This window comes from Nonomuraea sp. NPDC050328 (assembly GCF_044459405.1).
GTDB lineage: Bacteria > Actinomycetota > Actinomycetes > Streptosporangiales > Streptosporangiaceae > Nonomuraea.
Window position 1 is genome coordinate 75975 of sequence record NZ_JBITIW010000002.1, and the last position, 16749, is coordinate 92723.

Annotated in this window: 14 protein-coding genes; 5 read left to right on the forward strand and 9 right to left on the reverse strand. The window is 72.9% G+C overall.

Features of this window, described 5'->3' with window-relative positions; genetic code table 11:
* Window positions 1-44: 44 nt before the first annotated feature.
* Window positions 45-1322, reverse strand: coding sequence for a serine hydrolase domain-containing protein (locus ACIBG7_RS06465; RefSeq protein WP_397335403.1), 1278 nt, complete (start codon window positions 1320-1322; stop codon window positions 45-47).
* A gap of 31 nt (window positions 1323-1353) precedes the next feature.
* Between ACIBG7_RS06465 and ACIBG7_RS06470 the strand changes: the two genes are divergently transcribed.
* Window positions 1354-2403: a cyclase family protein gene (locus ACIBG7_RS06470; protein WP_397335404.1), complete on the forward strand. Its 1050-nt coding sequence runs from the start codon at window positions 1354-1356 to the stop codon at window positions 2401-2403.
* 23 nt (window positions 2404-2426) lie between these two features.
* Entirely contained in the window at window positions 2427-3002 is a 576-nt protein-coding gene (locus ACIBG7_RS06475) for a TetR/AcrR family transcriptional regulator (RefSeq protein ID WP_397335405.1), read from the forward strand.
* A 2-nt stretch (window positions 3003-3004) separates the two neighbouring features.
* On the opposite strand, the gene ACIBG7_RS06480 is transcribed toward ACIBG7_RS06475, so the two are convergent.
* The 4 genes from ACIBG7_RS06480 to ACIBG7_RS06495 all read right to left on the reverse strand — a co-directional run bounded on the left by ACIBG7_RS06480 (window position 3005) and on the right by ACIBG7_RS06495 (window position 8072).
* Entirely contained in the window at window positions 3005-4084 is a 1080-nt protein-coding gene (locus tag ACIBG7_RS06480) for a DNA alkylation repair protein (RefSeq protein WP_397335406.1), read from the reverse strand.
* A gap of 137 nt (window positions 4085-4221) precedes the next feature.
* Window positions 4222-5457 (reverse strand): phosphotransferase, encoded by a 1236-nt coding sequence (locus ACIBG7_RS06485; RefSeq protein ID WP_397335407.1) that lies wholly within the window; start codon window positions 5455-5457, stop codon window positions 4222-4224.
* A gap of 25 nt (window positions 5458-5482) precedes the next feature.
* The gene (locus ACIBG7_RS06490; protein WP_397335408.1) at window positions 5483-6961 is read right to left on the reverse strand and encodes an AMP-binding protein; all 1479 of its coding nucleotides are present in this window, start codon (window positions 6959-6961) and stop codon (window positions 5483-5485) included.
* Window positions 6962-7028: 67 nt separating this feature from the next.
* Window positions 7029-8072 carry an LLM class flavin-dependent oxidoreductase gene (locus ACIBG7_RS06495; RefSeq protein WP_397335409.1) on the reverse strand — a complete coding sequence of 348 codons (1044 nt, stop codon included), beginning with the start codon at window positions 8070-8072 and terminating at the stop codon, window positions 7029-7031.
* Window positions 8073-8141: 69 nt separating this feature from the next.
* On the opposite strand from ACIBG7_RS06495, the gene ACIBG7_RS06500 reads away from it, so the two are divergent.
* The 3 genes from ACIBG7_RS06500 to ACIBG7_RS06510 all read left to right on the forward strand — a co-directional run bounded on the left by ACIBG7_RS06500 (window position 8142) and on the right by ACIBG7_RS06510 (window position 10885).
* Window positions 8142-9062, forward strand: coding sequence for a carbon-nitrogen hydrolase family protein (locus ACIBG7_RS06500; RefSeq protein ID WP_397335410.1), 921 nt, complete (start codon window positions 8142-8144; stop codon window positions 9060-9062).
* 98 nt (window positions 9063-9160) lie between these two features.
* A complete protein-coding gene (locus ACIBG7_RS06505) occupies window positions 9161-10402 on the forward strand; it encodes an alpha/beta fold hydrolase (RefSeq protein WP_397335411.1) in 1242 nt (413 codons plus the stop codon).
* 102 nt (window positions 10403-10504) lie between these two features.
* Window positions 10505-10885 carry a hypothetical protein gene (locus tag ACIBG7_RS06510; RefSeq protein ID WP_397335412.1) on the forward strand — a complete coding sequence of 127 codons (381 nt, stop codon included), beginning with the start codon at window positions 10505-10507 and terminating at the stop codon, window positions 10883-10885.
* A 63-nt stretch (window positions 10886-10948) separates the two neighbouring features.
* Here the strand turns inward: ACIBG7_RS06510 and ACIBG7_RS06515 are convergent, their stop codons facing one another.
* The 4 genes from ACIBG7_RS06515 to ACIBG7_RS06530 are packed head-to-tail and all read right to left on the reverse strand — an operon-like array spanning window position 10949 to window position 16740.
* The gene (locus ACIBG7_RS06515) at window positions 10949-11701 is read right to left on the reverse strand and encodes a GNAT family N-acetyltransferase (RefSeq protein WP_397335414.1); all 753 of its coding nucleotides are present in this window, start codon (window positions 11699-11701) and stop codon (window positions 10949-10951) included.
* Window positions 11702-11710: 9 nt separating this feature from the next.
* Window positions 11711-13621: a protein kinase gene (locus ACIBG7_RS06520; protein ID WP_397335416.1), complete on the reverse strand. Its 1911-nt coding sequence runs from the start codon at window positions 13619-13621 to the stop codon at window positions 11711-11713.
* Between the two features lie 57 nt (window positions 13622-13678).
* Window positions 13679-15088 carry an ATP-binding protein gene (locus ACIBG7_RS06525; protein WP_357932883.1) on the reverse strand — a complete coding sequence of 470 codons (1410 nt, stop codon included), beginning with the start codon at window positions 15086-15088 and terminating at the stop codon, window positions 13679-13681.
* A complete protein-coding gene (locus ACIBG7_RS06530) occupies window positions 15085-16740 on the reverse strand; it encodes an FAD-dependent oxidoreductase (protein ID WP_357932880.1) in 1656 nt (551 codons plus the stop codon). Before ACIBG7_RS06530 ends, ACIBG7_RS06525 begins: the two co-directional genes overlap by 4 nt.
* Window positions 16741-16749: the final 9 nt, after the last annotated feature.

Here is a 16749-nt window from a genome sequence, read left to right on the forward strand (position 1 = left end):
AACTCCGCCATCGGAGGCGCGCCGACGCAGTGAACCCGCCGGGATCACAGTGCCGCGTAGACCGCCTCCAGCAGCCGGTAGGCCCGCAGCCCACCCGAGGCTGCGTTCGCCATCCGATTCGGCGTGTACCCCACAGCCAGGCCATGCCGCACATCGCCCAGCCCCAGAAACCCGCCCATCCCGGTGTGCCCGAACGCCCCCTCCGCACCGCCCCTCGGCACCAGGAACCCCATCGACGGCCGCATGAACCCCAGCCCGAACGAACTGTCCACCAGCAGCACCTCATCGGGCCCCTGCACCCGCCGCCGCATCGCCTCGGCGAGCGTCTCGGGCGCGAGGATCTCCCCGGCGAGCAACGCCCGGTAGAACCCCGCCAGCCCCCGCGCCGTCGCCACCATCCCCGCCGCCGGCCACCCCGACCGCATGATCACCGGATGGTTGGCCCCGCCGGGCAACTTCTGCATGTCGGGGTTCCCCAGCGCCCGATTGACCAGGCTCTGCGGATCAGCGAACGCCCTCGCCATCCGCTCCACCAGCCCTTCCCCAGCACCCCCAACCGCAGCCCCCGCCGACCCGCCGCCCACCGATACCGCGCCAGCCGGCCCATCGGTGGCCGCTGCGGGGCGGGTCACGGCTGCGTCCCCGGGGCCGGAGACGGCCGACCGGGTCGTGGGTGCGGGACCACCGGGGGTGGTGCCTCGGACGGAGGCGGTGAGCCGGGCCGCCCGCCCGATCACCTCGTCCGGCGCCCCCAGCCACATCTCCAGCCCGTACGGCCCGGCGATCTCGGCCGCCACCAGCTCGCCCACCGACTTCCCGGTGACCCGCCGCACCACCTCACCCACCAGGAACCCGTAGGTCAGCGCGTGATACCCGTGCGCAGTCCCCGGCTCCCACAACGGCGTTTGTACGGCAAGCCGCGCCGCGATGACCGCCTGGTTCTCGAACTCCTCGACCGGCACCACCCCTTCGAGCACCGGCAGCCCCGCCTGATGGCTCAGCACGTGCTCGACCGTGATCTCCGGCTTCCCGAACTCCGGCCAGTACGTCGCCACCGGCGCCCCGACCTCGACCAGCCCCCGCTCGACCAGCATCAGCAGCACGGTCGCCGTCACCGCCTTGGTGCAGGAGTACACGTAGGCCGGGGTGTCCTCCGCCCACTCCCGGCCCGTGTGCCGGTCCGCCGTGCCGTACCAGAGATCCACGACCGGCTCCCCTCGCAGGTACACCGCGACCGCGGCCCCCAGCTCGGACCCATCGGTGAAGCCCTGCTCGAAAACCTCGCGCACCTTCGCGAACCGGGGGTCGCAGTAGCCGTTCACCCATCTCCTCCACGTGGAAGCGAGCGCTTACTTGGTTCACGAGCCTAACAACTGGGGCCGCTTCGGCCCAGAGGATCAGCGGGGCACCCTCAACCTGCTCACCGGCCCCCACGTCCTCGCCGCCCTGTCCCACGCCGTCACCGGCGAGGTGCTCAGCCTCGGCATGCCCATCCGTCGCGGCCGCCCCCGCCTGCCCGGCCGCCCCGAGCCGCAGCACTACATGTCCATCGACGGCGCCGACTTCGCCGCCGGGACCCGCCCCGTCGGCGCCGGGCTCCGCATGGCCGACGACACCCTGATCGTCTCCCCGCACGGCACCACCACCCACCTCGACGCCCTCTGCCACATGTGGTCCGGCGACGAGCTGTACAACGGCCACCCCGCCGCCCAGGTCCACTCCTACGGGGCCCGCCGCTGCGGCATCGAGCACGTCGGCGGCGTCGTCACCCGCGGCGTCTTCTTCGACGTCCCCGCCTACCTGGGCCTCGACCACCTTCCCGCCGACTTCCGCATCCCCGCCACCCTCCTCACCGAGATGGCCGAGCACCCAGGGGCGGGGGCGGGTGGCGCCGAGCTCGCTGGAGGCCTCGGAGGCACGGAGAGCCGCGCCGCGGCGGGTGGTGCCGGGGAGGCGGCGGGCCCTGAGGGTGCGGTGAGTGGTGGGGTAGAGGCGGGTTCACCGAACACGAGGGGTGCCGCGGTCGCAGTGGGTCCTGGGGACGCGGTGGTGATCCGTACCGGCTGGCCGCAGGTCTGGGACCGCTCACCCGACGCCTACTCCCGAGACGGCCAGCCCGGTCTGGCCGCGGACGCCGCCCGCTGGCTGACCGAACGTGACGTGGCGGTGGTGGCCTGCGACAACGCCGCCATCGGCGGCCTGAACCCCCAGGGCCTGGCCGACGAGCCCCTGGAGGACGACCTCCACCTCATCCTCCTGCACCGCCACGGCATCCACCTGGCCGAACTCCTCTGGCTGGAAGACCTCGCCGCCACCGGCAGGACGGAGTTCGTGTTCGTACTCGCCCCCCTCCGCCTGGTCGGCGGCACCGCCAGCCCGATCAACCCCCTCGCCATCCTCTGAGCAAGGGGAGGACAATTCACTCCATGACTCTCCGGGAGCGCAAGAAGGCCCAGACCAGGGCGCTCATCCAGCGTGCCGCGCTCCGGCTCTTCCGCGAACACGGCTACGCCGCGACCACCGTCGAGCAGATCGCCGAGGCGGCCGAGGTCTCGCCCAGCACGCTCTTCCGCTACTTCCCGTCCAAGGAAGACCTCGTCCTGGTCGACCAGTTGCCCGCCTTCACCGCCGCCCTCCGCGCCGCGCCGCCCGAGCTGGGCCCCGTGGCCGCGGTACGGCAGGCGATCCGGAGCGTGACCGCCGAACAGGACCCCGACCACCTCGCCGAGAGCGTGGAACGCGAGCTCCTCATGATCACCGTGCCCGAGCTCTGGTCCGCCAGCCTGCGGAACATCACCTCAGCAAGCACCTCGTTGCGAACCCTGCTAGCCGAACGCCTGTCCCGAGACCCCGTCGACCTGCGAGCGGTCACCGGAGCGATCATGGGAGTGATCTCGGCCGTGTGGTTCGACTGGGCCGACGACCCGACCCTGGACGGCGCCGCCGAAGTGGACCGCGCCCTGGCCGACCTGGAAGTCCTGGACGAGCGGTTCACGAAGTGAGGTCAGGCGTCTGAGGCCGGGGTGAGGGTGAAGTGGGCGGTGGCGCGGAGGCGGCCGTTGACCATGATGTCCAGCGTGCGGGGGCCGGGGGGTTCCTGGCGGGTGGTGACGGGGCGGAAGGAGTGGCGCTTGCGCACGGTGAAGGTCTCGCCGCGGGTCGTGGCGAGGCGTTCGGCGAGGTGGAAGGTGCGGCGGGAGCCGTCTCGGGTGACGGTGTACTTCAGGATGAGCGGCCCCGGCCCGTCGGCGCGCAGGACGACGGTGAAGGGGAGGGAGTCGCCGACGGCGACCGTGTCTCCGGCCAGCGACAAGGAGTCGATGACGCCGTTGCCGGGGACGGCGCCGACGAGGTCGAGGGCGCCGGGGTGGCCGGAGCGGAGCAGGCCGCGCAGGGCGTGCCGCAACACCCGCTCGACGTGCGAGCCGCCGGCGTCCCGCCAGCCGCCCAGGAGCTCCAGGGTGCGCTCGGGGTGGGTCTTGGCGAAGTCGTTGACGTGGTTGGCGACGGACCGGCGGACGTACTCGCTCGGGTCGTCGCGCAGCAGCCCGAGCAGGGGCAGGGTCGGGCCGGGCTCCATGAGCCAGCGGACCTGGGCGCCCCAGGGCAGGCGGGGCCGGGTGCCCTCGGAGGCCAGCCGGCGCAGGTGCTCGTCGGGGGATTCGGCCCAGCCGTACATGATCCGCAGCGCGGCCTCACGGTGGGCGGTGAGGTAGGGGCGGACGGCGAACTCGCCGGTGGAGTGGGGCGTGAGCACGGCGATGGCGGACATGGCGGCGTCGAGATGGTCGAGGCCGTGGAGCGCGAGGTAGTCGGTCGCGGGCCAGCCGCTCCACAGGTCGAGCGGCACCGCACGGGCGGCGTCGGCCAGCACGGCGGCGGCCTGCGGGAAGGGCAACGCCAGACCGGCGTGGAGGCAGCCGGCGACGTGGCGGACCCGGTCCTTCAGCTCGAGACCGGGCAGGCCGCTCAGGGAGTCGGTGACGAAGCGGTCGCGCGGGAAGGGGGACCACGCGGCGGCCACCCCGTCGGCCAGGAGGCCGACGGAGCGTTCGTTGATCAGGTCCTTGAGCGGTTGGGCCATGGCAGGAAGAGTGCCAGACGGGGCCGACAGTTTCCGCTGGGCCATGGCAGCAAGAGTGCCAGACGGGGCCGACGGTTTCCGCGGGCGGGCTCACTCCTCCCGGCGGCCGGCCAGCATACGGCGCAACCACCTCGCGGTCATCGCCGGCAGTTGTGGGTTGCTCCCGGCGGGCAGGACCTCGGCGATGGCGTCGAAGCTGAGCGCCTGGTTGAAGGCCGCCAGCGGTTTGGCCAGCCGCCAGGCCTCGACCAGGCGGTCGAGGGGCCGTAGGCGGTCCAGCGGGAAAGGTAGGCGTCGCGCACGTCCTCGCTGTGCTGCCAGTAGAGCGAGATCAGGTCGAGGAACGGGTGTCCCACCGCGGCGTCGGTCCAGTCGAAGAACAGGTACCGCTCGCCCGCCGTGGCCACGTTCCCCAGGTGCAGGTCGCCGTGGACCAGGCTGTCCGGCAAGCCGTACCCCGCCAGCCGCTCGGCGGCCTCGGCCAGCTCCGGCGCCAGGGCGTGCACCGCCTCGACCTCCTGCGGGGTAAGCCAGTCCTCGGCGGCGCAGCCGTACCGCGGCCGGTCGGGGTCCAGGGCAAGCGGCCAGGTGGCCGCCTGTCCGGCCAGCCACGGGAGGGTCCGGTCCCGGCAGCCCGCGGCCAGGAGACGGTCGAGGTGGGCCGCCGAGCCGACCTGGAGGTCGGCGTACTGGGCCAGGACGCGGGCGTGGGTCTCGGCCTCGACGGTGTTGCCGACCTCGGGGCCGAACTCGTCGAGCGCGACCAGGCGGCGACCGGCGTCGACGGCCAGGAGCGTCGGCACCTGGCCGGGGAAGAGCTCGGCGAGGGTGGCCAGGACGGTGCCCTCCTCGGCGAACAGGGGAGTGGCGATCGAGGACTTCACGTACACCGTGCCGCCCGAGGTCGCGGCGCGCAGCACGCTGGACAGCTCCCACACCCGCACCTGGACGAGCGGCCCGAGCAGGGAGCCGCCTCGCGCGGCCAGGGCGTCGGCGAGCCAGGTCGTGACTTCGGCGTGCCAGGCGGGCGAGGTCCAGGGCGGTCCGGAGTCCGGCGGTCCGGCGGGCGCGTCGGGCCGGGTCCAGGCGGCTTCCGGAGGGAGCGGTGAGCCGGGGAGCAGGGTGGCCAGCCAGGTGAGGCGCCGGGTCGGCACCTCGCCCTCTTCGTCCCGGAGAGGGGCGTGGAGGGCCAGGACGACGGCTTGCAGGCCGGTGGCGGCACGGAGGGCGGCGAGCGGGACCTCGGGCTCGTCCTCCTCGAGCTGGCCGGGCAGCTCGGTCTCCGGGAGGGCGCCGGCGAGGGTGAGCACGTCGGCGCCGCCGTCGCGGATGATCAGCCAGCGGATCACGGTCCGCCATTCGGGGGTGGGCACGAGGGCTCACCCTAGACCAGCGTGATCACGTCCCGGGATAGTCGCCTCCGCCGTGGGCGGCGTCGAGGGCGTCGTAGTCGGGGGTGAAGCCCTGCTTGGGGAGGGCGTCGACGAAGACCACCTCGCGGGGCTTCTTGTACGAGGCCAGGTGCGCGCGGACGTGCTCGACGAGGTCTGCTTCGGTCGCCTCCGAGCGGAGGACGACGAGGGCCTTGACCGCCTGGTGCCAGCGCTCGTCGGGGACGCCGATGACGGCGGCGTCGGCGACGGCGGGGTGGGTCTTCAGGACCCGCTCCACCTCGGCGGGGTAGATGTTCTCGTTGCCGGATTTGATCATGCGCAGGCGGGGGCCGATGAAGGTGAGGGTGCCGTCGGGTTCGCGGCGGCCCAGGTCGCCGGTGTGGTGCCAGCCATGAGCGGATTTAGCGGTGTTCAGCTCGGGCCGGGCGAAATATCCGGAGAACAGGGTCTTGCCGCGGGCGCAGATCTCGCCGACCTCCCCGGCGGGCACCTCCACGCCGTCCGGATCCAGCAACCGGACCTGGACCAGCGGCGACGGCCGCCCCGCGAAGCCGGCCCCGCCGGGCGCGAGCCCGAGGAAGGTCAGCATGCCGCCGACCTCGGTCTGCCCGTAGCCGCCCATCTTCGACCGGCACCAGGGGGAGTCGTCCACGGTCGTCATCGCGTCCCACTCGGCGGAGTGGGAGACGAACCGCAGCGAGGACAGGTCGTACTTGCCCCCGGCGTTGGCGGCGGTCACCGCGTCGATCATCTGGCCGAACAGGAACGCCTGGGTGACCCGCTCGGCGTCCACCAGCCGGCAGAGCTCGTCGGGGTCGAAGGCGGGCATGAAGACGTTCGTGCCGCCGAGGTGGAAGGTGGCCAGGCAGAACATCATCGTCCCGACGTGGAAGAGCGGGCCGCTGCTGAGGAAGGTGAAGCCCGGCTCCATCTGGCGGACCGTCATCAGGGTCGTGCTGTGGGCCAGGAGCGCGGCGCTGCTCAGCAGGGCGGCGTTGGGTCGGCCGCCGAAGGCCGCGGTGTAGAGGGCCAGGACGGGCTCGGTGTCCGGCACCTCCGGCAGCTCGCCGGCCGGGCCGCCCGCTCGAAGGAAGGTCTGATAGTCGGTCCCCGCGCGCACCCACTCCGCGCCGGACAGGGGCTCGGCGGCCTCGGCGGGCTCCCAGACCACGACGCGCGGCTCCAGGTCCTCCAGGACGAAACGCAGCTCGTCGGTGCTCTGCCGCCAGTTGGCCGGGCAGAAGATCGCGCCCAGCCGGGAGCAGGCCAGGAGCAGTTCCAGTACGGCATGCGAGTTCTGCCCGAGCCACAGCACCCGCTCCCCGGCCCGCACGCCGCGCGCGGCCAGGGCGGAGGCCAGGAGGGCGACGCGCCGGTCGAGCTCGGGGTAGCTCAGCCGCGTCTCGCCGTCGACGACCGCGACCGTGCCGGGGCGGCTGCGCGCGTGCTCGGCGAGGACGTCGGAGAGGGTCAGTGAGTGCATGATCGCGCCTCCTGGACGGGCCGGGCTCGCGCCAGTACGGCCGGCGCAAGCCGTACATCATGAAGTATCAGGTGAAAGCGGGGATGACCTCGGCGGCGAAGAACCGCATGACCCGGGCCATCTCCTCGAACGGCATGGGCCGCGTGCTGCCGAAGTCGCACAGCACCTCGGCGAACCCCGCCGCCCGCAGCACCGAGATCTGCTCGATCACCCGGCCGGGGTCGCCGATGACCTCCAGTTGCTCCCAGCGGAAGTCGTTGCTGACCGAGCCGCCCTTGAGGTAGCGGTCCTGGTAGTACTCGAACCCCTGGGCGGCCTGGCCGGTGCGCGGGTCGATGGGGGCGCTGCGCTCGTTGAAGATGCGCGAGCGGTCGAAGGAGGCCTCGAACCGGGCCTGGTCCTCGCGGGCCTGCTCCAGCGTGGGGGCGACGTAGACGCTGCGGGCGACGATCAGCCCGCCGTACGGGTCGGTCCCGGCGATGGAGCGCCAGGTCTCGGCGGCCTTGACCACCTTGCGGAAGGTCGCCGCGGGGTCGGCCAGGATGGGCAGGCCGCGCTCGGCGTACATGGTGACCGTCTCGGGGGAGACCGCGGCGACGTGGATCGGCGGGTGCGGGCTCTGGAGCGGCCGGGGGGTGAGCGAGATCTCGCCGGTGCGGTGGAACTTGCCCTCGTGCTGGAAGGACTCCCGGGTGAACAACCCCAGCACGACCTCCAGCGACTCGTTGAACCGGTCGCGCGCCTCGGCCAGGTCGACGCCGAAGCCCTCGAACTCGAAGCTCTGGTACCCGCGGCCGATGCCGAGGTCGAGCCGCCCGCCGGAGAGCACGTCGACCATGGCCGCGGCCTCGGCGACGTGCACCGGATTGTGCAGGGGCAGGACGACGATGCCGGTGCCCAGCCGGAGCCGGGAGGTGCGCGCGGCGGCGTGGCTGAGCAGCGTGAACAGGTCGGGGACGACGCCGTAGTCGCGGAAGTGGTGCTCGGCCAGCCGTACCCCGTCGAAGCCCAGCTCCTCGGCCAGCTCGATCAGGGCGAGGTGGTAGTCGTAGACGTCCTTGAAGCTCTGCCCGTCGAACCGGTGGAACAGGTGGAAGGTCGAGAACCTCATGCGTCCGGCCCCTCGTCAGTAAACCAAGCGCTCGCTTGGGAAGCGTATCAGGCGCTATAGGATCACGCCATGCGTATCGCCGCCGCCCAGGCGCGGTGCCCGTGGCTCGATCCGGCCGCCGGGACCGCGAAGGTGCTCGACTTCCTGAACGACGCCGCCGGCCAGGGCGTGGAGCTGGTCGCCTTCCCCGAGACGTTCCTCAGCGGCTACCCCTTCTGGGTGGAGCGGACCGACGGCGCCCGGTTCGACGACCCGGACCAGAAACGGGCCTACGCCGCCTACCTGGACGCCGCGGTGGAGCTCGGCGGTCCGGAGCTGGCACAGATCACCGAGGCCGTGCGCGACCTGGGCGTGTTCACCTACCTGGGGATCAGCGAACGGTCCGGCGGCACGGTCTACTGCACGCTGGTCGCGATCTCGCCGGAGGAGGGCGTCGTCTCCGCGCACCGTAAGCTCGTGCCGACCTTCGAGGAACGCCTGGTCTGGGGGAGCGGCGACGGGCACGGGCTGCGCGCGCACAGCTTCCGGGGCGTGCGGGTGGGCGGCCTGAACTGCTGGGAGAACTGGATGCCGCTGGCCCGGCAGGCGCTCTACGCCCAGGGCGTCGACCTGCACATCTCGGTGTGGCCCGGGTCGACCGCGCTGACCAGGGACATCACCCGCTTCATCGCCCGGGAGGGGCGGGTGTGGTCGCTGGCGGCGGGGGCGTTGTTCTCCTATGCCGACGTGCCGGCTGATTTCCCGCTCTACGACCGGCTCAAGGAGCTCGGCCCGCGCGCCGACGGCGGCTCGGCCATCGCCGGGCCGGACGGTGAGTGGGTGGTCGAGCCGGTGGCGGGGGAGGAGCGGCTGGTGATCGCCGACCTCGACCTCGCGGCGGTGCGGGGGGAGCGGCAGAACTTCGACCCGGCCGGGCACTACAGCCGGCCCGACGTCCTCCAACTGCAGGTCGACCGGCGGCGCCAGGCCACTGCCCACTTCACCGACTGAGCCGCCGCCAAGGGCCGCCTGAGCGTCGGCCCAGGGTGACGGGGGAAGGGAGGGGAGCCGGAGGGGAGAGGGCGGGGCGTTGGCCTAGGGTGGCGGGCGTGAGAGTGACGATGCCTGGTCTGACCGCGATCGACCACGAGTTCGCCGTGCCCCTGGACCACGCCGAGCCGGACGGCCCGGCGCTCACCGTGTTCGCCCGCGAGGTGGTCGACCCGGCCAAGGCCGGCGACGACCTGCCGTGGGCGGTCTTCCTCCAGGGCGGCCCGGGCGGCAAGTCCCCCCGCCTGGGCGGCCCGGCGCAGTTCGCGCACGTGCTGAAGACCCACCGGCTGCTCCTGCTCGACCAGCGCGGCACCGGCCGGAGCTCCCCGCTCAACGCCGCCACCGTCGAGGGCCTCGACGACAAGGAGCTGGCCCGGCGGCTGAGCCACTACCGCGCCGACGCCATCGTCGCCGACGCCGAGCACATCCGCCGCGCGCTGGGCGTGGACAAGTGGGAGACCTGGGGCCAGAGCTACGGCGGCTTCATCACGCTGACCTACCTGTCCCAGGCGCCGGAGGGCCTGCGCGCCTGCTACGTCACCGGCGGGCTGGCCGGCCTGGAGGCGAGCGCCGAGGAGGTCTACGCCCGCACCTACCCCCGCGTGCGATCCAAGATCGAGCAGTACTACCGCCGCTACCCGGCCGACCGCGAGCGGGTGCGGCGCATCGCCGAGCATCTCGCCGCGACCGAGGTGCTGCTGCCCGACGGCGACCGCCTCACCCCGGCGCGCTTCCGCACGCTCGGCATGGCCCTGGGCATGAGCGACGGCTGGGAGAAGATCCACTGGCTGCTCGACGAGGCCTGGTCGGGCTCGCGGCTGTCGGCCGGCTTCCTGTACGACACGATGATCACCACCGGCTTCCACGACAACCCGCTCTACTCCGTCCTGCACGAGTCGATCTACGCGCAGGGCGAGGCGACCGGCTGGGCAGCCGACCGGCTGCTGCCCGCGGAGCTCACCGAGCCCGACATGTTCACCGGCGAGATGATCTACTCCTGGATGTTCGACGACATCCGGGCGCTGCGCCCCTTCCGGGGCGCGGCCGAGCTGCTCGCCGCCAAGAGCGACTGGCCGCCGCTCTACGACCCGGTACGGCTGGCCGCCAACGAGGTGCCCGTCGCGGCGGCGGTCTACTTCGACGACATGTACGTCGACGCCCAGCTCTCCCTCGACACCGCCGCCCGCGTGGGCAACACCAAGGTCTGGGTCACCAACGAGTACGAGCACAACGGCCTGCGCGCGGACGGCCCGGCGATCACCGAGCGGCTGATGGGCCTGGTCTCCGGCCACTGCTGACCCCGCTTGCACCGGGCGTGAAATCGCCGGGCAAGCGTGCTGCAACCCGGAGCCCCTATCTCTATGGAGGCACACTCACGCACTTCTCGAAGGGACCGCTCGATGGTCACCACCGGCATCGTCATGGCCGTCGCGATCACCGCCGGCACCACGATCATTCTCCTGGCCGTCGGCCTGCCCTTCCTGCTGGCCTCGATCCGGGGCCGCCAGCTTCTCACCACCGGCCTGCCCCGCGAGGCCGAGGTGGAGTCGATGGGCGACACCGGCGTCACGGTCAACGGCCAGCCGCTGGTCAGCTTCGGCCTCCTGGTCCGGCCGGGGGACGCCGCGCCGTACCGGGTGACCCACCGGCAGACGTTGCCGCGCATCCCGATGGGCCTGATCGTGCCCGGCGCGGTCGTCCCGGTGCGGGTGGACCCGGCCAACGCGGCCCGGGTGCACATCGACTGGGCCGCCTGGCGTCCGGCCTTCGGCCCCGCCTGACCTCAGGCCGGCACCGCACCCGCCTGACCCCAGGCCCGGCGCCGCACATGTCTGAGCCGGGGGTCAGCTCCGTATGAAGCCGTGCGTGCGGCCGACCGGCTCGAAGCCGAGGCGGCCGTAGAACTCCTTGGGCCAGTCCGCGTCGTCGGCCACCAGGAAGACCAGCCCGGCCCCAGCCCGCCCCGCCTCGGCGAGCAGCGCCGTCACGAGGGCCCGAGCATGCCCCTTCTTCCGGAAGCGGGGCTCGGTCACCACGTCGGCGATCTCCGCCACGCCGTCCTGCACGTACAGGTCGGCCCGCGCCGCGATCTCCCCCGACCCGTCGCGCACCGCCCGGAAGCCCACCCGGTCGGCCCCGCGCACCCGCCGCTCCACCCGGGCGACCAGCCCGTCGACCACCTCGTCCGGCGCGTCCGGCAGGCTCTCCCGCCAGCCCCGCCACGTCATCTCCGCCAACGCGTCCACCTCGACCGCCTCGGCATCGGGGGCATCCGGCACCGGCCCCCGATGGCACATCAGCAGGTCCACCCCGTGCTCGTAACCCGCCGCCTCGAACGCGGGCCGGAACGCCTCACCCACCGCGTCGTCCAGCACACTCACATACCGGTGCCCCCGCCCGCCCAGCGCCTGCTCGGCCGCCGCCAGCACGGCCCGCGGGTCGTCGCCCGCCCAGACCACGAGCTTGTTGTCGTCGTACGACCCCGGATACCCGTCGTCCAGCACGGCGAAGCCACCGGGTACCGGACGCGCCTCAGGCGCCCGGCGCCGCGCGAACTCCCGCAAGAACCCGACGATCTGCTCATGAGCTGTCACCATCGCGGCAGCTTAACCGGCCGCCTTGCGGCCGAGCACCGTGTAGGTGACCTTCCCCCGCACCTCCAGCGCGTGCAGCCGCTGCAGGGCGAATCCCTCCTTGGCGAAGGCGGCGAGCGTCTCCGCCAGTTGCGCGGCGTCGATCCTCGTGCGGGAGCGGTAGTCGGCCCGCCTGGGGCGGTAGAGCGCCGCGTAGCGGTCGTCCGGGCCGACGATCACCAGGGCGGGTTCGGAGGAGCCGGCGCGCCGGTCGAACTGGCTCTGGTGCTGCTCCCGCGTCATCCCGGTGAGCAGGGTGGTCTCCTCGCCGGTCTCGTCGGGCAGCCAGGTCGCCGAGTAGCGGACCGCGGCCGGCGTGCCGTACGCGGTGAGTGACCGCAGGGCGTAGCCCGCTTCGACGGCCTCCTGGTGGCGGCGGCGCAGACCGGACAGGGTGAGGCCGAAGTACGACTGATGCTTGGACCCGACCTCCTCCATGACCGTGGCGAACCGGGCGGCCAGCGGCGGACCGTAGGCGGCGGTGATCGTCTCGGCGTAGCCCCGGGCGGTCCATCGATCCCAGAAGGCCTGGTACTGCTTGCCGGTCAGGTTCTGGGCCATGACCAGCTTGGGGCCGCCACCCTTGCGCCACAGGGCGGTGTAGCCGCGGCCGGTGACGGAGATCGACACGGGGCGGAACCCGGCCGCGCGCAACCGCTCGCCGCGGCGGCCGTGCTCTGCGGCGGAGACATGGAAGTAGGCCCGGACCGGCCCGGACGTGATCTCGGCCGGCGTGGGGTCGTCCCGGGCGTCGCTCTCGGTGACCGGGTCCTTGGCCTGCCCGCCGGGCTCGTTCCCGCTCCCGCGCCGCGCCGCGGCGGGTTCCCCGCTTCCCGGCTGTCCCGCGGCGGGCTCCCCGGTGACCGGCTCCCCGGTGACTGGCTCCCCGGTGACCGGCTCGCCGGTGACCGGCCGGCCCGCGACACCCGCATCGGTCTGCGGTCCGGCGGCGGGGGTGCCCGTGCCGCGCAGCACCAGCCAGCCGCCACCGGCCGCGACGCTCACCGCGAGCGCTCCCGCGACCGCGGCCAGCGGCCACCGCCGCCGGCGCGCGGCCGGCCGCACCGTGGTCTCCTCGTTCGAGCCGAGCAGCCGCAACAGCAGCTCCACCGAGGTGGGCCGGTCGGCCGCCCGCTTGGCCAGGGCCGCCGCCACCACCGGGCGCAGCGGCTCGGCGACCCCGGCGAGGTCCGGTTCGGCGGTCAGCACCCGCCGCATGATCGCGGCGAGCTCGCCGGTGCCGAACGCCTCACGCCCGGTCGCCGCGAAGCAGACCGTCGCGCCCCACGCCCACACGTCGGCCGGCGCGCCCACCCGTTCGCCCTCGAACAGCTCGGGCGCCATGTAGCGCGGCGTGCCCAGTACCGCCCCGGTCGCCGTCATCGTGCCGCCGGGCACCCGGGCGATCCCGAAGTCGATCAGCCGCGGCCCGTCCGGCCCCATCAGCACGTTGTCCGGTTTGACGTCGCGGTGCACCACGCCCTCGCGGTGGATCGCCGCCAGGGCCGTGGCCAGACCCGCCGCCAGCCGGTGCACCGCGTCCGGGTCCAGGGGTCCGCGCGAGTCGACCACCCGCCGCAGGCTGGGCCCGTCGATGTACTCGCTCACGATGTACGGCGGAGCCGCCTCCAGGTCCGCCTCGACGATGCGCGCGGTGAAGGCCGGGGCGGTGCGCCGGGCGAGGTCGAGCTCGCGGGCCAGCCGGGGCCGCCACTCCTGGTCCAGCGTGTCCGGCATGTGCGGGATCTTGACCGCCACCCGCTGCCCGCCAGGCGCCTCGCCCAGGTAGACGGTGCCTTGCCCGCCCCGCCCCAGCACGCCGAGCAGGCGGTAGCGGCCGACGGCCTGCGGGTCACCCGGCCCCAGGGGTGATAAATCCGGCATAACGCGATGTTATAGCGTAAAGATCATCACCCGGAAAAGCTTTCAAAAGAAAACAAATCACACCGTCTCGCGCAGCGGCAGCCGTACCTCGAACCACGTGTCGCCCGGAGCCGAACGCACCTTGAGCTCACCGCCGTGCCGGCCCGCGACGATCCGGTAGGAGATGTCCAGCCCCAGCCCCGTCCCCTTGCCCACCGTCTTGGTGGTGAAGAACGGCTCGAAGATACGCTCCTTGATCTCCTCCGGCACCCCGGGACCGGTGTCGCCGATCTCGATGATCGCCTCGTCCTCGTCGTGCGCGGTGCGGACGGTCAGCGTGCCCTCGCCGCCCATCGCGTCGAGCGCGTTGACGATCAGGTTGGTCCACACCTGGTTGAGCTCGCCGGCGTAGGCGGGGATCTCCGGCAGCGTGCGATCGTAGTCGGTGACCACGCTGACGTCCGGCGGGATCTTCCCGCGCAGCATGGTGATCGTGCTGTCCAGCAGGTCGTGCACGTCCACGTGCTGGAAGGCGGCGCGGTCCATCTGCGAGTACTGCTTGGCCGAGGCCAGCAGCGAGCTGATCCGCTCGGTCGCCTCGGTCACCTCGTTGAGCATCTGCGAGATCTCGACCGCCTCGGCCAGCCAGCGCAGCGCGGTGCCCGCGTGCTCCTCGCCCACCTTGTGCCGGACCTTCTCCATCGTCTCCGGGGTGAACCCGGCGTTGACCAGCGCGGGCGCGAGCTCCCACGCCTCGGCCACGCCGAGTTCCTCCAGGGCGTCGCCCAGCTCGTCCTCGGCGTCGGCGATCTGCAGCGGGCTGCGCTTGGGCAGCTTGCCGACCGCCATCGCGCACGCCTCCACGGTGTCGATCAGCGCGCGCAGCCGCTCCGGCGGGATGCCCTCCTCGGCCATCCCGGCCAGGTGCAGCCGCGAGTTGCGGATCAGCGTGCGCAGCTCGCCCACCGCGCGCACGGCCGCGGCCGCCGGGTTGTTCAGCTCGTGGGTCAGGCCGGCGGTGATCTGGCCGAGCGCGGCCAGCCGCTGCCGCCGGTCGATGATCTCGCGCTGCGCCCTGCCGCCCAGGAACATGCCCTGGAGCAGGTGCGTGGCCATCGGGAACCACTCCGACACGATGTGCGCGAACTTCTTGGCCGGCAGCAGGAACAGCCGCGACGGCGCGGTGGCGCGCAACGAGTGCGGGTAGTACTTCGGCGCCTGCTCGCCCAGCCACGCCGAGACCGCCCCGGCGTAGACGCCCGGGTGGGCGGTGCGCGGCGAGTTCACCGGCCCGGTCGTGGTGTCGGTGCTCATCTGCACCTCGCCCTCGACCAGGACGAAGAAGCAGGTCGCCTCGTCGCCCTGCCGGACGATCAGCTCGTCCTGGGCGTAGAAGCGCTCCTCGCCCTTGCCCAGCAGCAGGTCGAGCTGCTCGTCCGACAGCTTCTCGAAGAGGAAGAGCTTGCGGAGCTCGTCAGCGGTGATCATTGCTTCTCCAGGTACCGGTGCACCAGCGCCACGGCCATCGCGCCCTCGCCGACGGCGGAGGCGACCCTCTTGATCGAGTCGGCGCGCACGTCGCCCGCCGCGAACACCCCGGGGATGTTGGTCTCCAGGAAGTACGGCTCGCGCCGCAGCGGCCACTGCCGGGGCCGACGGCCGCCGGCCACCAGGTCGGGCCCGGTCAGCACGAAGCCCTTGCCGTCGCGCTCGACCGTCTCGCCCAGCCAGGAGGTGAACGGCTCGGCCCCGATGAACACGAACAACCACTGCGCGTCCACCTCGCGCCGGGCGCCCTGCTCGGTCAGGGTCAGCCGTTCGAGGTGCCCGTCGCCGGCCGCCCCGCTCACCTCGGCGCGGTAGTGCACCTGGATGTTCGGGATGCCGGCGATCTGCTCGATGAGGTAATGGGACATGGACTTCTCCAACCCGTCACCTCTCACCAACAAGTGCACGGTGCTGGCGAATCCCGCCAGGTAGACGGCCGCCTGGCCGGCCGAGTTGGCCGCGCCCACGACGTAGACCTCGTTGTCCTGGCAGCTCGGCGCCTCGGTGAGCGCCGCGCCGTAGAAGACGCCGCGGCCGACGAAGTCCTCCAGCCCGGGCGCCTCCAGCCGCCGGTAGGAGACGCCGGTGGCCAGGATGACCGCGTGCGCGGCGATCTCCTCGCCGTCGGCGAAGCTGACCACCTTGGCCGGGCCGCGCGCCTCCAGGCCGGTGACCTTGCGCGCGGTGAGCAGTTCCGCCCCGAACTTGAGCGCCTGGCGCCGGGCCCGGTCGGCGAGCTGGCCGCCGGAGACGCCGTCGGGGAAGCCGAGGTAGTTCTCGATCCTGGAGCTCTGCCCGGCCTGGCCGCCGGAGGCGTGCGCCTCGACCAGCACGGTGTTGAGCCCCTCGGAGGCGCCGTACACCGCCGAGCCGAGCCCGGCCGGGCCGCCGCCGATCACGATGAGGTCGTAGAAGTCGGTCGCCGGGGTGGTCGACAGGCCCACCGCGCCGGCCAGCGTGGCCTGGTCGGGCGCCTGCAGGGTCTCGCCTTCCGCGGTCACCACCAGCGGCAGCCGGCACTCCTCGCCGACGGCCGCCACGAGCTGGGCCGCCTCCGGCTCCTCCGCCAGCATCCAGCGGTAGGGCACGTGGTTGCGGGCCAGGAAGTCGCGCACCCGGTAGGAGGGGGCCGACCAGCGATCGCCGACCACGCGCAGCTCCGCGGGCGGCACCCGGTCGGCCCGCTGCCAGGCGTCGAGCTGGCCGTCGATGACCGGGTAGAACTTCTCCTCCGGCGGGTCCCACGGCTTGAGCAGGTAGTGGTCGAGGTCGACCACGTTGATCGCCTGGATCGCGGCGTCGGTGTCGGCGTAGGCGGTCAGCAGGACCCGGCGGGCGAAGGGGTACAGGTCCATGGCCTGCTCCAGGAACTGCACGCCGTTGAGCTGGGGCATCCGGTAGTCGGCCAGGATCGCGGCGACGTCGTCGCCGCGCAGGCGCATCTCGCGCAGCGCCTCGATGCCCTGCACGGCCTCATCCGCGCGGACGATCCGGTACTGCTGGCCGTACCTCCGGCGCAGGTCCCGGGCCACGGCGCGGGAAACGCCGGGGTCGTCGTCCACGGTCACAATGATCGGTTTGTCCACGCTCACCCTTGCAAG

What these genes read in the sequence shown, in the direction of transcription:
- ACIBG7_RS06475 (WP_397335405.1), top strand. Translation starts at nt 2,427, where the DNA reads ATGACTCTCCGGGAGCGCAAGAAGGCCCAGACCAGGGCGCTCATCCAG.
- ACIBG7_RS06480 (WP_397335406.1), bottom strand. Translation starts at nt 4,084, where the DNA reads ATGGCCCAACCGCTCAAGGACCTGATCAACGAACGCTCCGTCGGCCTC.
- ACIBG7_RS06490 (WP_397335408.1), bottom strand. Translation starts at nt 6,961, where the DNA reads ATGCACTCACTGACCCTCTCCGACGTCCTCGCCGAGCACGCGCGCAGC.
- ACIBG7_RS06495 (WP_397335409.1), bottom strand. Translation starts at nt 8,072, where the DNA reads ATGAGGTTCTCGACCTTCCACCTGTTCCACCGGTTCGACGGGCAGAGC.
- ACIBG7_RS06500 (WP_397335410.1), top strand. Translation starts at nt 8,142, where the DNA reads ATGCGTATCGCCGCCGCCCAGGCGCGGTGCCCGTGGCTCGATCCGGCC.
- ACIBG7_RS06510 (WP_397335412.1), top strand. Translation starts at nt 10,505, where the DNA reads ATGGTCACCACCGGCATCGTCATGGCCGTCGCGATCACCGCCGGCACC.
- ACIBG7_RS06515 (WP_397335414.1), bottom strand. Translation starts at nt 11,701, where the DNA reads ATGGTGACAGCTCATGAGCAGATCGTCGGGTTCTTGCGGGAGTTCGCG.
- ACIBG7_RS06520 (WP_397335416.1), bottom strand. Translation starts at nt 13,621, where the DNA reads ATGCCGGATTTATCACCCCTGGGGCCGGGTGACCCGCAGGCCGTCGGC.
- ACIBG7_RS06525 (WP_357932883.1), bottom strand. Translation starts at nt 15,088, where the DNA reads ATGATCACCGCTGACGAGCTCCGCAAGCTCTTCCTCTTCGAGAAGCTG.